Origin of the sequence: Calothrix sp. PCC 6303, assembly GCF_000317435.1 — a bacterium.
Taxonomy (GTDB): domain Bacteria; phylum Cyanobacteriota; class Cyanobacteriia; order Cyanobacteriales; family Nostocaceae; genus PCC-6303.
The window spans coordinates 1,641,848-1,668,666 of sequence record NC_019751.1; the positions used below are offsets into that span (position 1 = coordinate 1,641,848).

Sequence of the window (26,819 nt, forward strand, 5' to 3'; positions counted from 1 at the left end):
ATTTGTAGAGACCTAGCAGTGCTACGTCTCCACCGTTGAATCTGTTGCAATCATTATTTGAATTGGTATTAAAAAGAAAAAAGTAGAGACGTAACATCAGGTCTCTACTTTTTTCTAGAAATGTCTATTCTACTAGAGTGCCAGTCCAGTAGAAGTGCTTGACCTAAAACGCAAGATACGCGTGTTGTTAAAATTGGGAATTTTAGTGTTCTGTTTTATGCGAACCCTAAAAATCAGACCCAATAATTTTACCCAAAATATACGTTTTATCCTAACCCACATACCTTCTTTTTTGTCAACATATATTAGTGGACTGGCTCTCTAGTACAGCATGGCACCACTTAATGCTGATAAAAGCCTGTATTACTAGCTTTTGTGCCTTCATACACTAAGCAATTTTCCAGAAAGTATCATCCTCCTTTGTCACCATACTTGAGGCAGTCATTTGCGAACCCTGCAACAGAATATTTTCTCCGGTACGGTAGTTGCGATATAAAACATCGATTTTGTTATCACCATTCAAATCAATTAACCTCTCAATTAACGAGTCAGTGCTTTGTTTGGGTAAGAAAAACGACTTTTCTAACTCACCAAATTGGCTGCTCATTTCCCAGATAGCACCTTCACCTGTAGCAAAGTTTTGCCATACAAAATCGGTTTTACCATCATTATTGATATCTGCAACACCAACTATTTTCCAGCTTGTATCGATTCTATCCTTGAAGGTGATACTACCCGCGATGACAGCACCGTTCAAATTCCACAAAGCATTATCACCTGTGCTATTGTTACGCCAGAGAATTTCTAATTGACCATCGCCGTTACTATCAGTAATTCCCTTAATTTCCCAATTTAAGTCAATCGGTTCTGACGAAACATAAACACCACTGTTCAAGATATTAGAATCATTCCCACCCATCAACCAGGCGGCAACTTCTCCAGATTTCACATTTCGCCATAGTATATCAAGTTTGCGATCGCTATTGAAGTCGGCAACGCCTTGGATATACCAATTCTCATCTGCTTTTGTGTCAAACAATACGGGTTTTTCCAGCGTTTCACCCTTCATCAACCACAGTGCATTCTCGCCAGATTTCTGATTTCGCCATAGTATATCGACATTCCCATCTCCGTTGAAATCGGCAACATGTTCAATTTCCCAGTTGAGATCAATTTTTCCTAAAGAAATTTTCCTTTCGACAGTTGTACCATTCATCTGTCTAATTTCTACTTCACCTGTGCGAGAATTTCGCCACAACAAATCATTTTTTCCGTCACCAGTGAAATCAGTATTTTGACCAAATTCATCATCAAGAATGGTTCCAATACCATTATTTGGGAGTTCCGAATATGTTGCATTTTTTAGGTTGCGTACATCAATTCTAAATGTCTCATTTGCTTCAAACTGAGTATCAGCAACAATATCAACTGTGAATGTTTTACTACTTTCACCAGCCGCAAATAGCAGCTTCCCACTGGTAGATACATAATCACCTTTTTCGCTACTTGCTGTTCCATCAGCAGTTATGTAATCGAAACTAACCTCTTCATCACTGATGTTAGAGAGTTGGGCAGTAAATGTAAAACTAGTGTTGCCGTCATTACCTTCATATTTACTGACATTAGCAATACTAACAACAGGTTTTAAATCATCATTCTCAATCGTACCAATGGCACTAGTATTTTTACCAAGTGTGACATTTTTCTCGTTACTGAGATTAACTGTGAAAGTTTGGTTTTCTTCAAATTTGCCGTCACCCTTAACTGCAACCTTGATAGTTTTACTAGTTTCACCAGGTTTAAAAGTAACAGTACCTTTTGTCTCAACGTAATCAGCATCAACAATGGTGGCAGCTCCATCCGCAGTAGCATAATCAACTGTGATTTCCTCAGTACTAGCTTGGGAAAGAGTAATGGTAAAAGCATAATCAGTTGTTTTACCAGCGACTCCCTCCTGAACACTAGTAACAACCGAGGCTATTTCAACTAGTAATGGGTTGATGGTAATCGTAAAAGTTTTTTCTTCAGAAATATCTTTACCATCATCTAAAGTGCCACCATTATCTTGAACCGTAACACCCACTGTTACATTTGTGGATTCGAGAACACTAGCAACAGGGGTAAACATCAAGTTACCCTTAGCATCAATACTTATATCTTTAAACAATTCGGGATGACTGTTGTTGCTGATGCTATATTTAAGGGCAGTTTGATTTAATTCATTTTCAGCCCCAGAGGTAAAACTGGCATAGGTATTAAAAGTTTGCTTACCACTACCTGCAACAACCTCAATCTTTTCTCCAAGTGTCACCATCGGTGCATCATTAACAGGTGTAACGTTGATTTTGATGGTATCAGAGTCCTTTAAATCTCCACCACCATCAACTTCTGTGGTTACAACTTCAATTGTCGCTTCCCCATTAAAATCTTTAGTTGGTTTAAAAATCAGATTTTTCAGCGCCAGATTTACATCGCTAAGATTACCACTGAGAGAAATATTTCCTGTCCCACTACCACTGCTTATATCATCAGCCAAAGTGAGAATACCATTACTAGTTGTGAGAGTAACTTGAATTTGGGTATTAACAGATTCGATATCGCTAACGCTAATGCCATTGGTATCAGAGAAAGTTAAACTACCATCTTCTTTCACTGTCTGAATTGTGGGAGGGAGATTATTGACAGGTGCATCATTAACTGGCTTTACTTCAATCGTAAAAGTCTGTTCATCAGAAATATTCAAACCTGTCTCATCGTCTTTTAATGTCACTTTAAAAGTTGCAGTCCCAAAAGCATTAGCAGCAGGTTTAAAGCTTAAATTACCTGTTTTTCCATCAATCGTAGGTAATTCAGCAAACAGTTTTTTGTCATCATCACTCATGGAAACAACTGAAAAAGTCAGTTTTTGCCTTGATTCATTACTAGCACCTGCCGAAATATTTGTTGCCCACTTCTCAAATAATGGTGTGGCAATTGGATCTTCATTAACTTCAATATTTTCACCCTTGGTGAAGAAAGGAGCATCATTAACAGGATTAACCTTAATAGCAATACTACTGCTGGTAATTGAGGAGCCACCTATAGCAACATCTGAAGTATTTTGATCATCAGTGACAATCTCAATTGTGGTGTCCCCATTAAAATCTGAGACTGGTTTAAATAATAAACCATTGAGAATATTGTTAATCTGATCAACCCTGCCAATCAACTGCACTTTTCCAGTATCATTACCTTCAATTTGAACAGCGGGATTGCCATCAGCATACAGCAAACTGAGAATGCCTTTAGCAGCAGAAAGTGTCACTTTTACAGGCTTAATTTCTGTGGGATTTGTATCAGCATCAATATCACTAATACTAATAGCTCTATTCCCAAAAGTGAATTCACTATCCTCTTCCACAACTTGAACATCAGTGGGAATAGTATTAATTGGTTTATCATTTACTGGCTTAACAGTAATGCTAAAAGATTGAGGAGCAGAGACATTAACACCCTCACCACTTCCATTATCTTCAAGTCTAACGGTTATATTTGCGACACCATTCTTATTGTCTGCTAATTTATAAGATAGGGTACCATCTGGAGCAATTTTAATTGGTTCTGGTCCAACAAATAAATCTTCACGGTCATTACTTACAATTACAAACTTACGAGTTTGACTCGATTCATCACCTGCACCTGCGGAAATTTTGGTTGCCCAAGAAATACTTTGGCTACCAGCATCTTCATTAACTTCAATATCTTTCCCCTTGGTGAAGAAAGGGGCATCATTAATTGGATTAACTTTAATAAAGATAGTATCGGTATCTTTGAGTGAGTTGCTATCACCTACAGCACCTTGATCGTTAGTTGTAATTGTGATTTGGGTATCACCATTAAAGTTAATTAAAGGCTGAAATGTCAAACCATTGAGAGCAGCATTAATATTTTTGAGAGTACCCGTCAGGATTATATTGGCAGTTCCATTACCTTCTATCTTGCTGAGTTGTTCAATACCAGATACCACAGAAAGAGAACCATTCGCTGTATCTAAATTTACCTTCATCAAACGAGCATTGGCTTCAATGTCATCAATATCTATATCAATATCACTGATGCTAATCAACTTATTGCCAGAGAATACCAGGGATTCATCTTCATTAATAATCAAAGGATTCTTGATAATATCAGGAAGATTATTTACTGGCGCATCATTAACTGACTGCACCTCAATTGTAAACTCCTGAGAAGGTGATATTTTACTATCCGCTAAACCTACATTATCTTGAAGTTGGACAGTAACTTTAGCAATTCCATTTTGATCTTTTGCTAGTTTATAGGTAAGAACACCTGTTGATGAAATTTCTGGCTGCTTTTCAAACAGTGAGTTTTTATTGTTACTAACAATAAAATTTAGTGGCTGACTAGATTCATTATCTGCACCTGCAAAAATATTTCTTGCCCAGGTAACATCTTTAATTTCAGCATCTTCTTTTACAACTTGGTTAGAACCTGATGTGAATGATGGAACGTTGTTAACAGGAAGGACATCGATTTTGATAGTATTTTCGGCTTTTAAAGCTCCACCACTACCTGTTGAACCTTGATCATTCGTGGAGATTATAATTGATGTGGAACCGTTAAAGTTACGGGTCGGCTTAAATTTCAAGCCATTTAAAGTTGTGTTGATATTGGTAACAGTTCCCGTAAGGGTGACAATACCCGTACCATTACCTCTTAAAGCTATGTTAGTATTTGTCGGAATTTCTAATATTCCGTTTGCTGTAGTTAGAGTAACTTGAATATCATTAGTACCAGCATCAACATCACTTACAGAAATTGCGTTTTCACCTGAGAAAGTAAGAGATGTGTCTTCATCTATAATTAAGCTTGTTAAAGGTACCTTGTTGATTGGTGCATCGTTAACTGGATTAACTGTAATTGTGAATGTTTGCTCTAATGATTCATCTTTACCGTTAAGATCGGTGCCACTCTTATCTTTGAGTTTGACACGGACGGTAGCGGTACCACTTTTGTTATCTGCTGGTGTGTAAGTAAGGATACCATCTTTTGAAATAGCCGGATCAACTATAAAAAGATTTTTATCTGGGGTATCAACAACTGTATCAACAATAAACTCAAGTTCCTGATTTAATTCATCCGAAGGACCAGCGAAAATATTTGTTGCCCAAGCTGTAGCTAAAGTTACTGCACCAGAGTCTTCATTGATGCTCTGATCACCTCCTTTAGTGAATGTAGGAGCATCATTTACACTTCTGACATCAATTTTAATGGTATCTGTGGCTCTTTTAATTCCGCCACTACCTGTATTTCCTAAGTCACTAGTGGTAACTTTTATGTAGGCAAAGCTATCACCACCAGAACCACTTGAGCTATTAAAGTTGGGGGTAGGTTTAAAAATTAAACCATTTAAGATATTGTTGACTTTCAGAATTTGACCTGTCAATGTTACAGATGCACTCTCATTGCCACTCAAATTCACTCCACTATCTGGAGTATTATTGACCCTGATAGTTCCATTGGTACTTTCTAAAGTAACTTGGATAGAGCCAAGATCAGCATCAATATCATTAACTTGGATTGCATTATTCAGAAAAAGTTCTTCGTCTTCATTGACTTTGAGTGGGGTTTCCTCTGTGTTTAGAGGAATAGTGTTGAATGGTGCATCATTCACAGAGTTAATTTTGATGGATGCTGAATCAGTTTCTATACTAAAGGATGTTGAACCACCAGCTTTGTTAAATGTATCTGCGGTTTCACCATTGGCTATTTGATTACTTTGATCCCAAGCGCGGAAAGTAATTCCATCCGAGATGGTACCGAATTCATTTGGATTGGGTTGGAAGTAGATTCGTGTAGCTGAATCTGCGGCAAGCAGTCTAGCGTTACCTATAGATGCAGTATTTAGGTCATTCCAATTTTTTCCATCATCAATACTAAAATACCAATTACCTTTCGTAGTATTCGTGCTAATAACAGCAATACCTGTTAATGCTCCAGGATCTTTGTCAGTGACATTACCATTTACACTCACTAAAGAAGAGACTAAAGAACCAACTACACCAGAACCAGCTGGTTCTGGTGCATCTTCATCAATGGGATTGAAGTTCAGATTTGTGTCCTTCAATATAGGAGCGGTGTTCTCTACTATGCTGCTGCTAGCGAATTGTGTTAACTGGTTGTTAGTACCAGGTATGTCAGTATTCAGAGGTGAAGCCGACACTGATTGGTTAGTGAATTCTGGGTTGATGTTGGTTGATAAATTATTGTTCACAATTTTTTCCTTGTTTTCTGAGGGAATTTCTGATGCAATTTATGGAGAAATAATTCAACTAAGCAAGATAAATACGGGATGACTAATTAAATTTAGATAAGTTGAAAATAGGTACCTGATTCTCTTAAATAGATAGCAAAAATAGGTGTCACGTTTCTTTCCACGACAATAGGTTATAAAGTCATTCAATCAGTTAAAATTTCTCTGATTATTGTTTTGTAGAATTGCGAAAAATAAAGGTGAATTTATTTGACGGTGCGAGAAATTTTCGATGGTCTGAAACAGCGTGCAGTATTACTAATGATGTTCAAAATTAGTTGTTAATAAACTCTGAAGATATTGTTCCCAAAAATTTGTAAAAAGTTAACGCTGGGATTATATTTTTTGGTATAAGTGCTTTTACTGATCTAGCATATCGATTTTGCTAAGTAAGGGTAGGTAAAATAATGGAATAATCTTAAAATTATAAAAAAAAGACTGGTAAGCTGCTGCACAGCTAAATCCTATCAGTTTAAAAATCGTAACTTTTGTGGTATGAAAAGAATTTGCCGGAGAGAAATTCTTTCCGGCAAACTAAGTCCTGCGGACACGCTACGCGAACGGGGCATCCTGCGTGCTTTATATATAGGTTTATGTATATAAATTAGTCGCTTAGGAATGCATATTAAATAAAATGCAAGTTTTTATTTTGTGGAACAGGCATCCTGCTTGTACAAATTAGATTAACGAACGCTGCCCATTCCACAAGATATGTATATTATTTAATTGCTAATCCTTAACATACAAAAGTATTCCCAATGGCGGTAATATCTTCTGCTTCGTTTAAATAACTTCGCTGTTCCCCTTGACAGCAGGTCTCTCCGAGAGATTATTGTGGAATCTCTGTTTCTTGATGCAGCTCCATTAATCTTTGTTTGAGGCGCTGTGCTTCGCCTTGGTCTATGAGGGAACCCTTTTCTAGTAGAAATGCGCCATCACAATAGTTTAACTCATCGAGACGATGGGTTACCCAAAGTGCTGTGATACCTCGATTTTTAACTAACTTTTGAACTCCTGCTACCAGTTCAATTTGGCTATCAGGGTCTAGTAAAGCTGTGGGTTCATCTAATAATAGGACATCACAGTTGCGGGCTAAAGCGCCGGCAATAGCTACTCGCTGTTTTTGTCCACCACTGAGGGCATAAATGGGACGACGGATTAAGGAGAGTAAGTTGACTGCTGTTAGTGCTTCTTCAACACGCGATCGCACTACTGCATGAGACAACTTTTCTGATACTAAACCAAATGCAACATCTGCCCCCACTGTCGGCATCACTAATTGATGATCTGGGTTCTGAAAAACAAAGCCTACGGGTTCCGAAACGCGAATTTTACCAGATTGGGGGTTTAATAAACCTGCCAACAAGCGAAGTAAAGTTGATTTCCCACTGCCGTTAGTACCCAAAAGCATCCAAAATTCGCCTTTGGGTACTTCCAGCGAGCAAGATTTGATCGCGCTCACACCCGAAGCCCAACTAAAATTTAATTCGCTGACTTCGATGCCGAGTTGTATCATTTATCTATATAGCCTGATATCTATTCAGCACTGAGAGCAAAGAAACCAGGAGGTCTACCCCCACCTGCTGCCGTACCTTCTTTCTGAATTACCTGTACTCCAGAAACTTCACTGGCTCGAACGGCTATTTTTTTCTCGGTTTTTCCCTCGCATTTCAACTCGATGATATCAGGAGTGCCTGAACGCATCGCCGTTAAAACTAACTGATACACTGCGTCGGCATCTTCAGCAGACTTACGTTGTACCGATAAGGGAAAAGGAGTGTTTTTAACCGTTAAATCGATGTTGAACATTTAGCTCTCATAAAAATCTGATTTTCAGCCTTTATTCTAACGCCCGTCTAGGTTGTTGGGGACTAATTAACCATTAGTGTTTTCGCAAGTTGACTGAAATTACTGAGAATGCCTCAGTGACAACCTGTTGACTTCGATTTTTCACTTTTTGACTGGGATTTCACTGCAAGCATTTTTAACCCTGATTTGCCAAAATGTTAACAAAAGTTAAAATTAATTAAAAATAGACTGGAAAAAATAGGAATTTACTCCTAGAATAATTAGAGACAGTAAAAAAATGTAAACTAGGTTGACAACCTAGTGCGTCCCTGCCTAGTCAGAGGACTTAACTGTCTTTCCTAGGTAGGAACAAACCCCGAAATTATAAAACCATTGGAGAAAACAGATGACCATCGCAGTAGGACGCGCCCCCAGTAGAGGGTGGTTTGACGTACTGGACGACTGGTTAAAACGCGATCGCTTCGTGTTTGTAGGCTGGTCAGGAATCCTCTTATTCCCCTGTGCTTTCATGGCATTAGGTGGATGGATGACCGGTACAACCTTCGTTAGTTCCTGGTACACCCATGGATTAGCATCTTCATACCTTGAAGGATGCAACTTCCTAACAGTAGCAGTATCAACACCAGCAGACAGCATGGGACATTCCTTGTTGTTGCTGTGGGGACCAGAAGCTCAAGGAGACTTGACCCGTTGGTTCCAACTAGGAGGACTATGGGCATTTGTCGCCCTACATGGAGCCTTTGGATTAATCGGCTTTATGTTGCGTCAATTTGAAATTGCACGATTAGTTGGGATTCGTCCTTACAACGCGATCGCATTTTCAGCACCGATAGCAGTATTCGTCAGCGTCTTCTTGATGTACCCCTTGGGACAATCAAGCTGGTTCTTTGCACCTAGCTTTGGAGTAGCAGCAATTTTCCGTTTCTTATTATTCTTGCAAGGGTTCCACAACTGGACACTCAACCCGTTCCACATGATGGGAGTAGCAGGAGTATTGGGTGGAGCATTGTTATGTGCCATCCACGGTGCAACAGTAGAAAACACCCTGTTTGAAGACGGTGAAGCATCCAACACCTTCCGCGCTTTCAACCCCACACAAGCAGAAGAAACCTACTCGATGGTGACAGCAAACCGTTTCTGGTCACAGATCTTCGGTATCGCTTTCTCCAACAAACGTTGGTTACACTTCTTTATGCTCTTCGTACCCGTAACCGGGTTGTGGATGAGTGCAGTTGGTATTGTTGGTTTAGCATTAAACCTGCGGGCTTATGACTTCGTATCGCAAGAATTGCGTGCAGCAGAAGACCCAGAATTTGAAACTTTCTATACCAAGAACATTTTGTTAAACGAGGGTATCCGCGCTTGGATGGCTCCTCAAGATCAGCCTCACGAAAAATTTGTATTCCCTGAAGAAGTTCTACCACGCGGTAACGCACTCTAAGGCAGTTCTACTTTTTGAGATAATTCCATATTTTGTACCCTGCCGCAAGGTGGGGTTTTTATTTAGTTGCATTTGAGGTGGAATGCGATCGCAACTTAATTTCTAAACTTCGTCCATAATGACAATACCTTCGCCAAAACGAAGCATCACAAAAACCCTGCAAAATCATAGGATTCCGGAAACAATAAGGGTTTTATTTTCAGCCGACGGCAAGATGGGGTACTTCACCTTCTAGTTTCTGGAATATCATCGGAATGAAAGTGCGATCGCGTAATCTTTTTAGTTTAGAACTAGACGCACTCCCAAAAAAATATGTTATATTAGATTTTAGTGAACAAACATGCAGAAACATCAGTTTCTGTCCTTGAGATAAAGACCGTTTAGGCAACAAGGAGGTGATGCCCATGATAGAAAGTAGTATAACCATGGGTCGTCAGGTTGCAGTTAGCCGGCTGTGTGCCGGGGCTGTTCTCTAACAGTTAGTCCCATTTTCTTGGCTGACAAAGTTAGTTCAAGTGATTTAGACTAGTTCGGAGTTCCTTCCGGCAGTCTGGTTGCAATCTGAAGACCCGCTACACCGCCCTTAATGAGGTTAACTAACCTGATTAAGGGCGGATAGTTTTTAGGGAATATAACATCATAAACATACAATAATATTTATTAACAGGACTTACGCTTTGGTGTGTGACGCTATAGGCTTTGTGGCTACGCTCAAAGATGAGCGACCTCACCAGTGCAAGCCTAGTAGATGAAGGAGGCTAAGGAATAAAGCTTATTTTACATCCTTTTCCTGTATTTTTTCTAATGGTTGCCTCTAAATTGACCACTGTAACAATATCGAGAAATGCTGACGGCAGATATTATGTCTCTATTCTTTTCAACCAAAATGATAACCCAGTAGTTGCAACTAGAGAAGCTATGGGGGTTGATTTAGGATTAAAAAACTTTACTATCACATCTGTTGGTTCAAAACACTGATTAGGAGATTTATCTGTTCTCTTTTCCCTTTTAGACAAATAATCTGTCCTAACCAAGATGTCCACTGCTAAAAGTAGGTGGGGAAAATTGTAGAGAAAAAAATTTAGCCTGCGGTAGATGCGTAGCGTGTCGTCTTACGACATAGCTGCTTCTCTTTGAGTGGCAGGCTTTGTCCGTTTAGCCCCAGGCTCGATTCCTGAGGGCTTTGAAGCCAGAAATTAGATATTTTTTTGACTTGTGTGTACACCGTAGCTTCTATGGGAGACGCTGTGCTTTCTCAATCGAGTTGAATTTTCCCCCTAAATTGTATTAGGGGTATCACTGAAATTCCCATAATTTTAGTTATAACTAACACATCAAAATTGAACTATATCTAAATACTGCTTAACAAAATAATTCAAAATGTCAAGGTGATGTCATACTATAAAGTATCAAGTTTTTATAAAGATTTTTTAGGCTAACTAGAATTTAAAGCTTGAAGCCATTAGGATTATAAAACCACGATGAAGTTATCAAAATATTCCCAAATTAAGTATGTTGTTTGTGAAGGTGAAACCCTTCACTTCTCTTTTTTGATAAGAGTTATCTAAGGTTGGCGTGATGCGTAAACCTGTTCTGACAATTTATTCCCAATTAAATGCTTGGAATACCACTATTGGAGGAATTAAGATTCTGTTTGGCACCTTCGTAAGGTATTGGCAGAAAGCAGAGTATGCAGATAAGCTGATCAAGCTTTTAGCATTATTCAAACTAAAAGATGATCGTGCCAGGAATTTAATTCCCGCAACAGTTAAATGTACATCTGCTTGCTTCAAGTGTAATTTAGCATCAGCCTTGGTGCATTTTCGCCAACTAAAAGGAAGTCGTCTATTTCCACGGCAGGGTCTATTTAACCGATTAAAATCAACATTGTTAACTACAAAATGGCAGAGGGAAAAGACATTATTTATACATAATTTTCTTCAACGGCAGATAACAGTTAAAGGCTCTAAAAATTACATACTTTGGCGATATTTTCTGGCTGCATACTCATACTCACTGTCTCCCGCACGGGTGCATAATTTTTGAAAAGATTTTTATGAAAATAGCTGTTATTGGTGCAAAAGGTTTACCTCCTAAACAAGGAGGCATTGAGCATTACTGCGCCGAAGTTTACCCACGAATGGTTTCTCAAGGACATAGTGTTGACTTATTTGCCCGTGCTTCCTACACAAAGAATCACTTGGGTGATAGTTATAATTACCAGGGTGTAAAAGTTATTCCTTTGCCGGGTTTAGCTATGCGGGGTGTAGATGCGTTCATCACTTCTGCTTTGGCGACGGTATTGAGTATCATTCAGAATGAACGAGGGAAATATGACATTATCCACTTTCATGCCCTTGGTCCTTCACTATTCACCTGTATACCAAATTTGGCTGCCTCCGCTAAGGTGGTTGTCACCTGCCAGGGGTTAGACTGGCAAAGGGCAAAATGGGGCAGTCTTTCCAGTGAATTGATTCATTTAGGAGAAAGAACAGCCGTGCGTTTTGCCGACAAAATCATTGTGGTTTCAGATGCACTACAAGACTACTTTGCCCAAACCTATGGACGTGAAACCGTTTATATTCCCAATGCCCCAGCTAGTTATAGTAATTCTGACCCCAATTTTGGCTACGGTAAATTATTAGGCTTGCAATCAGGAAAATATGTACTCTTCCTGGGACGGATGGTTCCCGAAAAACGTCCAGATTTACTGGTAGATGCATTTTCTCAACTGGAATCTACTGGTTGGAAATTGGTATTAGCAGGAGGTGTCAGTGATACCAAATCATTCACCTCACGTCTGTTGGAAAAAATCGCCAAAAACCCGAATATCGTTTTCGCTGGAGAATTACAAGACGAAAGACTAGCAGAAATCATGCGGGGTGCTGGTTTATTTGCTTTACCTTCAGATTTAGAAGGACTTCCTTTAGCCATGTTAGAGGCAATGCGGGAAGGAATACCCGTATTAGCTAGTGATATTCCTCCCCACCATCAATTAGTTGGTGATGATAGGGGGGTGTTGTTTACCGCAGGTAATTTAGAATCCTGTAGGCAAAATTTGGAATGGGCAATTGAGAATCCTCGAATTTTGGCAGAAATGGCGAATAAAGCCGAAAAACATATCCAATTTACTTACAGTTGGGACTCTATTACTTTGAAAACATTAGAACTGTATGAGGGTTTGTTAGCTTCCCCACAGACTGAAAAAAAAGGTGTAGTTGTGTGATGATGCTGCTTCGGTTTTGCTAGGTAGTGACGATGAAACAAAATTTTCACCGTCGTAGTCTGTAAGCGGTTTTCCCCTACTCGCTACTCACCACTCACTTACAAGTCAGAGGGACTTCACCTGATTTTAGGTACCCTTCGCTTCCCCCTAGCTGATAACTGGCAACTGGTAACTGGTAACTGATTCATGGACACAGGGAAATGGAAAAAAGCATTTCGTCGGTATTCACAATTTTAAAAAGACGTAGCTTCCCAGCTTTGCTGATGTTTGCAGCGGTGCTTGGTGGAGCTTATGCATATATATCAACAGCCCCAAAAATGTACGAATCTGCCATCCGGTTGATGGTTGATGAGAAACGAGGTACTAGTGTTTCGGAGTTGGGACGGAATTTAACTCAAGTTTCCAATTCACCAGGAAATAGTCCCCTCGCTAATCAAGCTGAAGTTGTCAAATCAGAGCGTGTTTTGCAAAAAGCGTTAGAAATTGCCTCTGCCAAGACATCCCCTGAGACACTCAATTCCATCACTACAAAGCAGTTACGCCGTGGTTTGCGGGTGAAGGTGGTACCAGCAACAAATATTATTGATCTGAGCTATCAATCTGAGGATTCACAATTGGCGGCAAATTTGGTGAATTCTGTAGCGATGGCGATGATTCGTGATCATGTTCAGGCAATTAGTTCTGAAGCGACTAAAATTCGGGAATTTCTGGAAACCAAAGAGTTGCCTAAAGCCCGTCAAGCTTTGATGGTTGCGGAGATGGAAGAAAGCGCCTATCGTGAGCGTACAGGAATTATTTCCTTTGATGAACAAACCAAGAGTTTGGTGCAGAGTTTGGCTGCGTTGGAAGATCAACAACGCACATTAGGTACCCAATTACAAGAGGCGCGATCGCGTGGTGAATCTATCCGCCGAATTACCGATACTAGCACCCTGAATAATGCCTACACAACTGTACGTGGGGGGCAAGACGATGAACTAAAAAAATTACGGGCTAAACTTGCCGAATCGGAAACAAAGCTGATTGAAGCCCGTTTAAAGTTCACAGAATCCAATCCCATTGTCATTCAATTGAGTGAAGAACGGGACGCTTTGCGGAATCTTTATTCCCAAGGACTCAATCGGGTTTCCCCCGATAATCAGTCTATTCCAGATAATAACATAGCTGATGACCAAATCAGCCAGCAGTTGGTTTCTAGCTTAATTACAAGTAATATTGAACGGGCAGCAATTGAAAATAAGCTGACGCTAGTGAATGCAAGTGTTAGTGAACTCAGAAGCAGATTAAATCAACTTCCGGCACAACAAAGACCCCTAACTGCCCTAACTCGGAAACGGGAAGAAACAGCCACATCTTTAAAGTTTCTCCAGGATAAGCTAGAAGAAGCGCGTATTGCCGAAGCTCAAAAAGTTAGCAATATTCTGATTATCGATCCAGCAAAGCCAGCAACTATACCCGCTTCACCTAAAATCGCCGTAGTTTTAGCATTAGCGATCGCTATTGGTATCGTGAGTGCGATCGCCTTAATTATCCTCCTAGAAATGTTGGATAACAAGCTACACGATCAAGATGAAACAGAAGAACTTTTACAGCTACCTCTATTGGGAGTTTTACCACGTTTACCAGCCAAAGCCACTATTCTACAACCAGCTAATTTCTTCTTCAACGAAATTAGTTTAGTAGAACCATATCGGATGCTATTCAAAAATTTAGAATTTAGCACCGCTGAAAATCTCCACCTATTTGTTGTCAGTAGTACCATTTCCGGGGAAGGTAAATCTATTGTCACCTCCCACCTTGGTGCTATCTCCGCTATGCTATCTCGGCGAACTCTAATTATCGATGCCGATTTACGCAAACCTGTACAACATAAACTATTTAATCTCAATCCTCAACCAGGAATTGCTGAAGTTTTTGACGGAACAAAAACCCTCACACAGGCAATTCAACCAACTGAAATTGAAAATCTTTGGGTATTGACTTGTGGGGACTTTTATGGAAGTGCTTCCCAGATGTTAGAGTCGGCAGCCATGAGACATATTATTACTGAAGCATCAGAACATTTTGATTTAGTAATTATTGACACACCACCACTTACTATATGCGCTGATGCAATTACTTTGGGAAGAATCACCGAAGGTTTATTATTAGTCACCCGTCCTAAGGTGACAGTCAAGGAGATGCTGCAAAGGACAATCACCGAATTATCACGAATTCAGATTCCCGTTTTGGGTGTGGTGATGAATGAAATTACATCCCAAAACCAGAAATATTATCCCTATTCTAACCAAGCTAGTCAATCGAAACGGGTAGATAAGCGGACTGTTTTGAGAAGATAAGTCAGAAAACAAAAATTTTCAACCTAGACAAGGTTTATGTCTCAAAAATCACCGCTATTAGCTATTTTAATCGGCTTAGGAATAGTTGCGATTGGTGCTGGATTTGGCTTCCTTATAGGTGCCGAACCGATATACTTTGGTTTACTGGCGATTTCAGTGGTGGCAATTGGGCTATTTTTCACCAACTTTGAATATAGCGCGATCGCACTTCTGATTTTACGCAGTTCCCTATCCAATTTTACCGAACTGCAACTCGCGTCAATTTATGCGATCGCATTCGATGTTCTCACCCTAAGTTATATTACCATCCGGCTAGTTGCTAGACGCAAAGTCCAAGTCGATAGTTTTTGGTGGTTATTTGCCGCCTGGGTAGCATTACAATCACTATGGCTGTTACTCATGCCTTTAGGGGGACTCGGATTTGATGCAGCGTACCTATCAGAGGGGATACGGGAGTGGATTCGCCGCTTCACGTTCCTAATGGTGTATCTATTAGTTATGCAGCTTAAAGATCGTTTGCATCCTCACAAAGTAATTTCACTGCTTTTTCTCTCCTTGGTAGTACCAATAATTACCGGATTGATGCAGCTACCATCCGGCGAGCGGGTTTATGCTACCCTAGGTCATCCCAATGCCTTAGCCACATACCTAGCCTTGATGATGGGATTAATTTGGTGGCGGCAAAGCTTCTCACACAACAGGTTACCATGGTTATCTTTACTGGGATTGCTCACAATTATCTATGTAAGTACCCGTTCGGTAGGGGCAATATTTAACATTGGGGCATTAATTCTGATTTTAAATGCCACTAAACTAAACTTCTTCAAAATAATCACCGCAATCATTCTATTTCTCGGTATTATCGCCCTATTTGCCAGCACCGAAGCTGGACAAGCTAGATTTGCTGAATTACTGCAAACACCACTTCTAAATCCCGATTTAGATGTGTCACGCACAATAATTCTTGCCTCTGGAGATGGCAACAGTTTTAACTGGAGAGTTGCCCACTGGTATTACCTGTTGCAATCATGGACGCAATACCCAATTTTAGGTTACGGCATGGGAACAGGACAATTCTTAAGTCCCTTGCAAACAGAACATGGTGGGTTCACTCCCCATAATGATTACATTCGATTTTTAGTTGAGCAAGGGGTTGTGGGTTTAGGATTATTTTTAGCATTTATTGCTGCCCAATTTGTTTATTTAGTCAAGCGATTACAATGTTCTTTACCTGGTAGTTCACAACATTTATTGAATCTAGTTTTACTATCGTTTTTGCTAGCTAATCTTGTAAATATGCTTTCCAATAATGTGATGGATATCGGCGATTTTTGGTTTTATTGGTGGGCAGTATTTGCAGTTGCCGGATGGGAAAGTGAAAAATTTAATTAGTTCTAAGAAAACCCACAGAGGAAACATGACAGTTATCTATACATCCACAACCCCGTAGAGACGTAGCATTGCTACGTCTCTACAACCGTCATTTTTATATTGACAGACTACTAGCAATAAGTTACGGCTTTTCCAATAAATTCTCGCCAACAAAAAATTCAAGATGAAAAAAACAGCTAAAATTGTGATGAGTAAAAATATAACGATACAATTATGCCAAAAGTTTCAGTTATTATTCCCGCTCACAATGCAATTAAATATCTACCGAAATCCCTAGAAACCGTTTTTGAACAAACTTTCAAAGATTGGGAAGTACTGATAATTAATGATGGCAGCACAGACGGAATTGAAAAATGGGCAAGTGAAATCACAGATACAAGAGTGACACTAATTGTACAGTCACATCAAGGAGTTTCTATCGCCAGAAATCATGGTATATCCCTCAGTCAAGGGGAATATATTGCGTTTCTGGATGCTGATGACTTGTGGGAACCAACAAAATTAGAAAAACAGGTAAAATATTTAGACAACCATTTGCATGTCGGTTTAGTTTATACATGGACAGCTTTTGTTGATGAATCTGCCAAAGCTACAGGTAGAGTCTCATCATCTAACGCTGAAGGAAAGATTTGGCTACAACTATTGGAAAATGAATTAATTCCTTGCACCAGTACAGTCATGATTCGTCGTGATTGCTTTGATGATGTGGGAATGTTTGAATCCACCCTTACCCATGCAGAAGATTTGGAATTGTGGGTACGGATATCCAAAAAATATCCTGTTGCAGTAATTAAAGAAGTTCTAACCCAGTATCGTCAACATGGCAATAACACCACTAAAAGCCGCGATAAAATGCTGCAAGGGTTACATAAAGTAATTGAGAAAGTATTCACATCAGTTACCCTCGAATCGTTATACTTGCGGAACCGTATCTATGGCAATATATTTTTGAGTTGGGCATGGTTATCTATAGACGAAGGAAATACTCAACTAGCCGCAAAGTATCGTCAACAAGCCTTTTTACACAATCCCTGGATATTTTTTCACGAAAAATGCCTCCGGTTGAATTTAGCGATCGCAATGTTGAATTTATTCGGTTCGCACGGTTATGATGGCATACGATCCCTTACTCGGTACCTGAAGCGTAAATTTTTGAATCTAAACTTAGAAACCGAAATCTAATTGACATGGAAGAATTCTCAACAGGCGATCGCTGATTGTGTAAAATATAGATTCAGACTCACCATTATTCAGGTAGGCTTTCCCATGTTAGCCAATTCAACCACATATCAAATCAGCTGGGAAAAGTTACCAGAGGATTTTGTTTTAGATGATGAACCTGTGGATAATATTAATCAACCTCCCCTTGCAGCTGCCTTAACTGAAAGTCTGGAACTTGCCGGGAAATTACCAGCTAATGCCTTAACCACAACAAATTACGGCATTTGTGCCACTTTAAATCAAAAAATTGTCATCAAAGCACCTGATTGGGGGTATGTACCATCAATTCGGGTTCCACGAGATGATGTGATTCGCAGCTATACCCCACAACTACAAGGGGATATTCCTACTATTGTCATGGAATTTATCTCTGATACCGAAGGTACAGAATATTCCAGCAAACCAACTTATCCACCAGGAAAATGGTTTTTCTACGAACAGATTCTCAAGGTTCCCAACTATGCAATTTTTGAACCCAGTAATGGAACATTTGAAGTTTATAAACTAGATGATTTAGGTTACTATAAACTACAAACCCACGATACAAATAACCGTTATTGGATTTCCCAGATGAACCTATTTTTAGGTGTGTGGGAAGGAATACGGGAAAATCGTCATGGTTTTTGGTTGCGGTGGTGGGATGAAAAGGGAGAATTATTACTTTGGGGTTCAGAAGCAGCAACACAAGAACGTCAACGTGCTGAAGCTGAAAGACAACGTACTGAAAGACTAGCACAACAATTAAGGGCTGCTGGTATCCAACCTGAAGTATGATTCTACCCAATGGGTAAATTACCAGGATTGACAGCGTGGATATATTCGCTACCTGAGATGGGAAAACCGCTTTTGTAGGATGCTTCTGCTGGTTGTCCCCATCCTAGCTGAATAATTATTTCCAAAAACCGGGGGTTTTCGTAGCATAATAGTGTAGCCCACTGGCTCCGTTGAATAATGCGATCGCTATCGGCAACAGTTACTTGCTGATACTGTTTTCCATGTAGGATGCTCAAATACAAATCCATTCCGCTGGTGGTTTGTTGCCAAAATTCCACAATCGAATTTTTCGCAGCTTCCAAGATATCCATATCCGTTTCCAAAGCAATTAATTGATTATCTACTTCCGGATAGCGGATTTTTTGATTTTTCGCGGTAATTTCTTTCCAAATCACCCCAGAAACCTGATTTTGCCGCTGATATTCATGAATCGATGCTTTAAAATCCTGATAAGCGCTAAACTTCTGTAACCCCTCACTGCTAAAGAATTGATCTAGAACAGGATTACCAGAAGCACTTATTTCTAATTTTAAGCGATCGCCGTTGAGACAGGCTTGCCTTTCTAATGCTAATACCTGAATTAATTCCTCTGTAGTGTGAACCTTGGACATGAGGAAAAACCCTACGAGTAAAAAGTTAGGAATAAAAAGTTGAGAATTTGACTCTCAACTAATTTCTAACATTATTTCTTACCTTCAATAAATGCAGTATCTAGTAACACTAAATAATCAAAAAAACTCAGTACTCCTTTACCAATGTTATTTAGCTAACTCACTACTGAACTCATTAAATGAGCGTCGCTTCAAGTCAACAGATTCTGTTCTTGGTAATAAATCAAACACTTCCCTCAATCGATCATCAATTTCCTCATAGGGTACTTGACCTTTTTTATTGAGAACAACCTTACCCTGTTGATCAAATACTACGACTTGGGGGACACCTCCGGAATAGTAATAACCTGGTTCATCAGGTTCATATTTACTTTTAACAGGGATGGTATCCACATCTACAGGAATAATTTCAGTTACTCGTCCATAAAAAGCTTGAATTTGGGAACCAACGATGGCATATTGTTTACAATCGCTACTGTCATCGACATAAAACAACAAAATTGCCGGCTTCTTTTCGGCAAGTGTAGCTGCTAAAGTTTGACGCGGAGGAACTAATGAACCATTTCCTGCGTAAATTACAAAAATGTTGCCATCATAAAGGTCATCATTAATACCTGCAAATGCGGGCTGTCCCAAAACTAAAACTGCAACAGCAGTGAGCAAAAGGAATTTAGAGATCAACCTGCGCCAGCCTAAAAATGAATTGCGTAAAAAATACAACCTTTCCCTATCGATTAAAAATAACTTTCTCACCTTGATCTTAATTCCTAATTTTTGCTGAATTTGGCAGACTGGACTGGATATGTAAGCTATATCAGTACTATTTTTTAAGATACCAGGAATAGGAATTGAACAACTCTCAAAAATAAATTATCCTGCTATCTAAAGATACTTGATAAAATCAGCGCAGCACTTCCAGAGAAAGTGAACGTTGACACCTAAGAATCAGCAGTTAAGATAAACAGTCAACAGGTTAAGATTTAGGTACGGATGTGGGAAATAAGATAAATTTACTAGATAGATTGCGACTTGGTTTAGCAGTATCAGTTGCAAAGGGTATTACATTTGGAGTGCGATCGCTTAATCTTGGTGCAGCTAGTGTACTACCTGGTGCGATCGCTCGCAAGCTAGAACCCCAATCACTACGTCTACTAACACAGCAGGTAAAAAAAGGAGTAATCTTAATTGCCGGGACAAACGGTAAAACTACAACTTCCCTGCTTCTGTGCGAAATCCTTCAAAATCAAGGTTATCGCATTGCCCACAACTCTACAGGTGCAAACCTTGAAAATGGTTTAGTTACAGCTTTAACAGAAAGTGCCAATGCAGTGGGTGGTTTAGACGTAGACTATGCCATTTTAGAAGTAGATGAGAACATCGTCCCCAAAGTTCTTGCACCCATCCAACCCCAAGCAATCCTTTGTTTAAACCTATTTCGGGATCAACTCGATAGATATGGAGAAGTAGATAGCATTAGCAAACGTTGGACTAAAGCAATCTCAGCCAACTCACCCAACACCACAGTCATACCCAACGCCGACGATCCTACATTATCTTATCTCGGTCAGCAGTTATCACAAAAAGTTGTATTTTTCGGATTAAACGAACCAGAAAAATACCTACCAGAAATTCCCCACGCAGTAGACTCAATCTATTGTCCTCATTGCGGACACTCCCTCGACTACGAAGGTGTATATTTATCCCACTTAGGAGAATTCGACTGTCCCAAATGTGGATTTCATCGTAGTCAGCCCGCCCTAGATAGCAGTAAATGGTCACAAGTACTAGTAGGGTTATATAACAAATACAATACCCTAGCAGCAGCAACAGTCGCCCAAGAACTAGGAATTCCCGAAACAACAATTAAAGAAACCATTAAAAACTTCCAAGCAGCATTTGGGCGTGCAGAAGAATTACAAATAGACGGCAAAAAAGTTAGAATCCTCCTCTCCAAAAACCCCGTCGGCACCAACGAAACCATCCGAGTCGTCACAGAAAGTCAGGATACAACCACCTTACTAGTTCTCAACGATCGAGTTCAAGACGGCGAAGACGTTTCTTGGATATGGGACATTGACACAGAACCCCTAGTACAGCGAGGTGGAACCTTAATCGTCAGCGGGGATCGAGTATATGACTTAGCCCTACGCCTACAATACAGCGAAACCAGCCTCATCAGCAAAGCCACCCTAATTGTAGAGCCAGAACTCAAACAAGCGATCGCCATTGCCCTAGAAAAGACACCAGTCAACGAAACCCTACACATCCTACCAACATACACAGCTATGCTAGACATCCGGGAAACCCTAACAGGCAAAAAAATCCGTTAATTCCCTCCCTCTCTTCCTCTTTCTCTGCGAAACTCTGCGCTTTACTTTGCGCTACTCTGCGTTAAAAATATTTTATTTAATATTTTCAACTCCAACGAAGCAGAGGAGACATCACATCTCCCCCAAAGCAACTACTGCAACTGCACAGCAGCACACTGCAACGGCAAAACCTCATCCAAACTCAACTCATGATCAGCAGTCAAATGACTATTACAGCAAATAGTACTAAAAAACAAAGGTTTTCCCACAACCTGTGAAAAATGCTTCTCCAACATCAACCGTGAAGTAATATCACCCAACAAATCACCCAAATCCTTAGTTAACTGATCCTTATCATCCCGGTGAACCATGCGATATTTAAAAGACTTTTCCCCGACAATTTCTCGAATAGCCGAATCAAAATTATCAGCCTTTCCTTCCACATAAGCAAAAGAAACCTCCTCCAAAAACTTCCAAGCTTCTGGGAAAATCTGGCGAATATTTTCTAGATAATTGCCACCTTTATAAACCAAAGTTGCAGTTTTACAATCCATGTTGACTCCTAATAGCTAGCAAACATCTTAATTATGTGAGCAAAACCGTGTAATCTTTAATTTCCTGTAATTTATCCAGCCCAACAATCACTTATTTCTCAACCATGAAATACACCCTAAATATATGTATTTAGAGTGTACATAGAGAAAAATTCAGTAGATTTTGGGTATAGGATTTGCACTTTTTATATTTGTACAAGGATCCTAACCGACCATGATAAAAGCAAAATACAAGTGATTAAACTAACATTTACATTATTTCTCAATTGATCAATATCTAATTAGATTTAACCAAAAAAAACTGATTAAATAGTTAGATACGATACAGAATTAAACTTCAACTAGTAGATAGCAAAGATAAGTATGAACAATCAACAATATGAATTAATAATTGGTTGGCTATATCCGAAATTAATGAGTACCTACGGTGATCGAGGAAATGTCACCACCATCCAACGCCGTAGCCAATGGCGAGAATTTGATGTTAAAATTATACCCCTAGATCAAGCAGCAACCGCCGAAGATATCAAATCTGTAGATATTATCGTTGGTGGTGGTGCCCAAGATCGGCAGCAAGAAATCGTCATGCGAGATTTGCAAGGAGCCAAAGCAGATGCCATGCGTGAGAAACTAGATCACGGCACACCAGGCGTTTTTACCTGTGGTTCACCCCAACTACTGGGACATTACTACGAACCTGGTGCAGGGCAACGCATTGATGGTTTAGGTATTTTAGATTTAGTCTCCATACATCCCGGTGAAAACACTAAGCGCTGCATCGGCAACTTAGTAATAGAAGTTACAGCCACGAAATTAGCGCGAGAACTCAAGGAAATGACAGGGACAACACCCTACTTAGTTGGGTTTGAAAACCATGGGGGACGCACCAAACTAGGGAAAGTCGAAGCCCTAGGAAAAGTAGTGTATGGCTTGGGAAATAATGGAGAAGACGGTACAGAAGGAGCATTCTATCAGAACGCGATCGCTACTTACTCCCATGGACCATTATTACCAAAAAACCCCTTTGTCGCCGATTGGTTAATTCAAACAGCATTACGGCAAAAATATCAGCAACCCATCCACCTATCACCCATAGAAGATAAACTAGCCATCCAAGCAAGGGAAGCCATGTTTAAACGGTTGAAGGTGGAAACGATAAATTCCAGGTAAATCAAAACCTGAAACCTTGTAGAGCGGTTCATGGGGGGACTACCCCCCAACATCAATGGAAGAAACTAAAAATCGCGGTATGCTGAAAAAGCACTCGGACAGTTAAAACCGAAGCGTCAATGGTGGATATTTAACCCGTTGTAGAGCCTGGTTCTGGACAGTTTACGAACAAGACATTGGTGAAGGAGCAAAACAAGCGCTTACTATCCCGTTTAGAAGAATCATATATTATTCGTAGTCTGGGTCACGGGTGCATTTTGACACGAGAAATCTATGGTGAACCAAGATGGCAAAACGACAAAAGCAAAACAAGCAGCCATTAAGTAGCAAAAAATCTCAGTTTAAAAGTACAAAAGAATTTGAACTAATCAACCCAAATGCAGCAGGGATTGATATTGGAGCATCGGAACATTGGGTAAGCGTACCAGCAAGCCGAGATTGTGAACATGTGCGTCGTTTTGGCTGTTTTACACCAGATTTGCATGAGTCTGAAGTTGGACTTGACCCATCACGCTTCCCTACTGTTAAAAACTTTACCTCCTGGCTTGGTTTATGTCCTGGTAGTCGCATTAGTGGTGGTAAGGTTCTTAGTTCTAAGACCCGTACAGTCGTTAATCGTGCTGCTACTGCTTTACGAGTTGCTGCTCAATCTGTTGCTTCCTCCAAATCTGCTATTGGCGCTTTTTATAGGCGCAAAAAAGCCCAACTTGGCGCGCCAAAAGCCATTACTGCCACTGCTCACAAGCTTGCACGCATTTTCTATCATTTATGGAAATATGGAGAGGCTTACATTGACCCTGGTGCTAATTTCTATGAGCAAAAGTACAAAGAACGGACTATAAACAATTTGAAAAAAACAGCCAAAAAATTTGGTTTCGATGTCGTTGAACAGCCTACCGTACAAGAAGTTTCTTAGAAGACGAGACATGTCACGTCTCTCTTAATTTTTTATTCACACCTAGTTGTGTAATTTCCTACATTCAAAATATCCTCCTACCGTCGCTGATTAGACACCTTAAGCAGTTCTTGCCAATCTGCCAAAGCTTTTTCCGTCCACAACCAATTTTGAGCCAACTTATTAATCTGGAAACTTTCAGGATCATCAGAGACAACTATCTTCCGTAATTTCACAGACTCTTCAATATATTGCTGACGTTTACTACCAGGAGGTTGTTTTTCATAAGCTGACTTATATAACCCCAATGCTAAACCCGCATAAGCAGTTACAGCCTCCCTCGGCATAGGTTTGGCAGCATTGGCAACTGGTTGGGCTACTCTCTTTTGTTCTTTAAGTGCTATATCTAACGCTTTAAACCACGAATCATTCGCTTTATCTAAATTTCCTTCAGCATAGAAAGCAAATCCAACTGCATTTAAATAAGTCGAAGAATTAGGCTCTACTTTAATCGCCGTTTCCCAATAACGCCGAGCATCATCAATACTATATTTTTTATCACCAATTTGTACCGATTGCCATGCCAAGCGTCCTTTATAGAAATTGACTAATGGATTATCAGCCTGTTCTTTCGGAACTACACTTAAAGCAGCTTCAACCGACGGTAAAACATTCCGATTCAGCAGTTCTTCCACTGCCTTCAAACCTACCTCAATTTCCCCCTGACTAAGTTTTTCAGCAGCATAGGCAGTAATGATTTCAGTTTTATCCTCCTTTAAATTAGGAGTGGTAGTAATACCCGGTTGGGAGGCAGAAAACTGTTGAATATCAGGCAAAAGTGATTGCTGACTTTGCCACCAGTTCAAACCAATTAAAGATACCGCACCGACACCAATAATACCAATCACTGGTAAAAGGTAACGTTTATAACTTTTAGAAACAATTGATTTCCCTACAGTCTTAGCAACACTAGAACTCTCTTCTTTATCTTCATAAGTCCCAACTGTTGCCAATTCTGCCCGCTGCGATGTGACTTGATTTCCCGGTGATACCTGCTTCTGGGAACTATTTTCCCGTACTGCCCGTTGTTCGCGCCAAATTTCCACTTGACGATTCACAGAAGTTAAATCTTCCGAAACTTCAATACCAGGAATACTTTCCTCTTCCCTATTCGTCTCAGTAAAGACCTCGGCAGCAATCTCCTGATTTTGTGATTCTGCTGGTCTTTGATTATCAAGCTGACGAAATAAATCTGAAACTATTGCCGAATCCTCAGCATAGCTAGCATCTTCATAATGGGGATCATCATACTCAACAATATCATCCATCAAATCCCCCCAGGTACCTTCACCCAGCCAGTCAAGGTCTGATGTATCCCCTAACAATGGTGTCGATTCTGTTCCTTGCATGGGTAGGGACAATTGCGGAGAATATGCTGGTTGACCACCTTGCAAAGATGCATCAAATTCATCCAATAATTCTATGGGTGGTAAATAGATACTTGGACTCAGATTCCCGTCAAAATCTGATTGGAGATATAAAATTGGTAATGCCCAATAGGTTTGATGCGCCCCGTAAGATGTAATTAAACCCTGACGCATCCGACTTACACATAAATCCAGTGGGTAGCCTTGGGAAAGATTACGGTAAAAAAGTTGAGTCAATGTCAAAGCAACATCATCAGGAATCCGTTCTGACATTGCTAAAACACTACGAATACCACGCTTCACCAAACTTTCAGTTAGACTACGTTCACCTGTTTCCCCGTCACTATCATTGGTTGCCCCATATGCCCCCAAACAGGAATTTAAAACAACCATCTGAATATTGTTATTGACTAATAAACCCGCCAAGTCATCACCTGTCAGGGTCTCAGTCAAACCGTTACGGCGATTAACTAAGTAAATTTCTCCACCATTTTTACCTAAGTTACTGTGACCAGAATAGTGAAGGATGTGATAACGTCCTTGTTCTAAAGCTTGAGTTAGTTCCTCGCGTCCAGGTTGCTGCAATGCAGTCAACTGAATTTCTGGCTGTTGTAAATAGGGATCTTCAAAATTTTGCAGTGAATGGCGGCTTAATTCTGCTTGTAGTTTAATTGCTTCTTGTGTAAGTAAATCTAGACGCACTTGATCACTAGGAGAGGCTACCACCATCAAAACCTTAATTACCCCTTCTTCTTGGGGAATAGGCATGTTAGTAGATGGTAAACGCGATGACCCATTCATCCCGCTTTGATAACGGGAAAACACAATATAAGGTCCTGCTGCAATGGGAGAATCACCTGTGTGCATCACTTCCCAAGGCAAACGTGCCAATCGAGTATCTTTCATACCCAATCGTAAACGTAATACCTGCTGGTGATTCTCAGCAATGCCTTGTGCTGTAATCCAACTATCTCTGAGGGTACCTTGGAAAAGTTCGTTATAAAGTTGTTGACCTAATGCTGCTAAGTTGAATGAATTGCGGGCATTTACCTCAGATAGGCGCGAATCATCTACGAGACTCGCATCATTCCCTTGAAATACCGACATCAAGGGGTCATTCATCAAATGCCCAGCAGCCGCTAACCACTCAGCCACAGGCCAAGTCACCAATTCTTCTGCCAAAGGTACCCCAGGTGCGACTTGTTCCGTCCGCACCAAGTAGTCATTTTGTCCTACTGGGGTTACGGAAATGTGAAATTCCTGGGTCACAACTTCTCCTGTTTGCCTTCTAAACCTGTTTGGAAATGTGATTAGTAGTTAAATCAACATTTCACTACT

16 protein-coding genes and 2 pseudogenes are annotated in these 26,819 nt (G+C 40.1%); 11 read left to right on the forward strand and 7 right to left on the reverse strand.

The features are described 5' to 3' along the window. Window positions 1-388 precede the first annotated feature (388 nt). From CAL6303_RS28385 to CAL6303_RS06775, 3 genes are all read right to left on the reverse strand, one after another. Window positions 389-6,274 (reverse strand): FG-GAP repeat domain-containing protein, encoded by a 5,886-nt coding sequence (locus tag CAL6303_RS28385; RefSeq protein ID WP_015197102.1) that lies wholly within the window; start codon window positions 6,272-6,274, stop codon window positions 389-391. 868 nt (window positions 6,275-7,142) lie between these two features. Then, window positions 7,143-7,829: an ABC transporter ATP-binding protein gene (locus CAL6303_RS06770; RefSeq protein WP_015197103.1), complete on the reverse strand. Its 687-nt coding sequence runs from the start codon at window positions 7,827-7,829 to the stop codon at window positions 7,143-7,145. Window positions 7,830-7,849: 20 nt separating this feature from the next. Beyond that, complete coding sequence (locus CAL6303_RS06775; protein WP_015197104.1) at window positions 7,850-8,122, reverse strand: hypothetical protein; 273 nt, start codon at window positions 8,120-8,122, stop codon at window positions 7,850-7,852. 385 nt (window positions 8,123-8,507) lie between these two features. Between CAL6303_RS06775 and psbD the strand changes: the two genes are divergently transcribed. From psbD to CAL6303_RS06810, 8 genes and pseudogenes are all read left to right on the forward strand, one after another. Next, a complete protein-coding gene (psbD, locus tag CAL6303_RS06780) occupies window positions 8,508-9,563 on the forward strand; it encodes a photosystem II D2 protein (photosystem q(a) protein) (protein WP_015197105.1) in 1,056 nt (351 codons plus the stop codon). A gap of 1,578 nt (window positions 9,564-11,141) precedes the next feature. Next, a complete protein-coding gene (locus CAL6303_RS06785; RefSeq protein ID WP_015197106.1) occupies window positions 11,142-11,609 on the forward strand; it encodes a group 1 glycosyl transferase in 468 nt (155 codons plus the stop codon). Window positions 11,610-11,619: 10 nt separating this feature from the next. After that, on the forward strand, window positions 11,620-12,789 hold the full coding sequence (locus tag CAL6303_RS06790) for a glycosyltransferase family 4 protein (protein ID WP_015197107.1): 1,170 nt from the start codon (window positions 11,620-11,622) through the stop codon (window positions 12,787-12,789). A 200-nt stretch (window positions 12,790-12,989) separates the two neighbouring features. Further along, window positions 12,990-13,256 (forward strand): annotated as a pseudogene (locus CAL6303_RS31685) (Wzz/FepE/Etk N-terminal domain-containing protein); the annotation flags it as partial. An 897-nt stretch (window positions 13,257-14,153) separates the two neighbouring features. Continuing rightward, window positions 14,154-15,128 (forward strand): annotated as a pseudogene (locus tag CAL6303_RS31690) (polysaccharide biosynthesis tyrosine autokinase); the annotation flags it as partial. 36 nt (window positions 15,129-15,164) lie between these two features. Then, a complete protein-coding gene (locus CAL6303_RS06800) occupies window positions 15,165-16,520 on the forward strand; it encodes an O-antigen ligase family protein (RefSeq protein WP_015197109.1) in 1,356 nt (451 codons plus the stop codon). A 213-nt stretch (window positions 16,521-16,733) separates the two neighbouring features. After that, window positions 16,734-17,702 (forward strand): glycosyltransferase family 2 protein, encoded by a 969-nt coding sequence (locus CAL6303_RS06805; RefSeq protein ID WP_015197110.1) that lies wholly within the window; start codon window positions 16,734-16,736, stop codon window positions 17,700-17,702. A gap of 84 nt (window positions 17,703-17,786) precedes the next feature. Then, complete coding sequence (locus tag CAL6303_RS06810; protein ID WP_015197111.1) at window positions 17,787-18,515, forward strand: Uma2 family endonuclease; 729 nt, start codon at window positions 17,787-17,789, stop codon at window positions 18,513-18,515. Window positions 18,516-18,517: 2 nt separating this feature from the next. Here CAL6303_RS06810 and CAL6303_RS06815 read toward each other — a convergent pair whose 3' ends face one another. Next, window positions 18,518-19,126 (reverse strand): hypothetical protein, encoded by a 609-nt coding sequence (locus CAL6303_RS06815; protein WP_015197112.1) that lies wholly within the window; start codon window positions 19,124-19,126, stop codon window positions 18,518-18,520. A 147-nt stretch (window positions 19,127-19,273) separates the two neighbouring features. After that, complete coding sequence (locus tag CAL6303_RS06820) at window positions 19,274-19,879, reverse strand: thylakoid membrane photosystem I accumulation factor (protein ID WP_015197113.1); 606 nt, start codon at window positions 19,877-19,879, stop codon at window positions 19,274-19,276. Window positions 19,880-20,118: 239 nt separating this feature from the next. Here CAL6303_RS06820 and CAL6303_RS06825 point away from each other — a divergent pair, with 239 nt between their 5' ends. Next, window positions 20,119-21,456 (forward strand): Mur ligase family protein, encoded by a 1,338-nt coding sequence (locus tag CAL6303_RS06825; protein ID WP_015197114.1) that lies wholly within the window; start codon window positions 20,119-20,121, stop codon window positions 21,454-21,456. A gap of 131 nt (window positions 21,457-21,587) precedes the next feature. Here the strand turns inward: CAL6303_RS06825 and CAL6303_RS06830 are convergent, their stop codons facing one another. Beyond that, window positions 21,588-21,989 (reverse strand): hypothetical protein, encoded by a 402-nt coding sequence (locus CAL6303_RS06830; RefSeq protein WP_015197115.1) that lies wholly within the window; start codon window positions 21,987-21,989, stop codon window positions 21,588-21,590. 363 nt (window positions 21,990-22,352) lie between these two features. On the opposite strand from CAL6303_RS06830, the gene CAL6303_RS06835 reads away from it, so the two are divergent. Both CAL6303_RS06835 and CAL6303_RS06840 read left to right on the forward strand, forming a co-directional pair. Next, on the forward strand, window positions 22,353-23,159 hold the full coding sequence (locus tag CAL6303_RS06835) for a type 1 glutamine amidotransferase (RefSeq protein ID WP_015197116.1): 807 nt from the start codon (window positions 22,353-22,355) through the stop codon (window positions 23,157-23,159). 286 nt (window positions 23,160-23,445) lie between these two features. Next, complete coding sequence (locus tag CAL6303_RS06840) at window positions 23,446-24,075, forward strand: IS110 family transposase (protein WP_015197117.1); 630 nt, start codon at window positions 23,446-23,448, stop codon at window positions 24,073-24,075. A 77-nt stretch (window positions 24,076-24,152) separates the two neighbouring features. On the opposite strand, the gene hetF is transcribed toward CAL6303_RS06840, so the two are convergent. Beyond that, the gene (gene hetF, locus CAL6303_RS06845) at window positions 24,153-26,750 is read right to left on the reverse strand and encodes a cell division protein HetF (protein WP_015197118.1); all 2,598 of its coding nucleotides are present in this window, start codon (window positions 26,748-26,750) and stop codon (window positions 24,153-24,155) included. Window positions 26,751-26,819 lie beyond the last annotated feature (69 nt).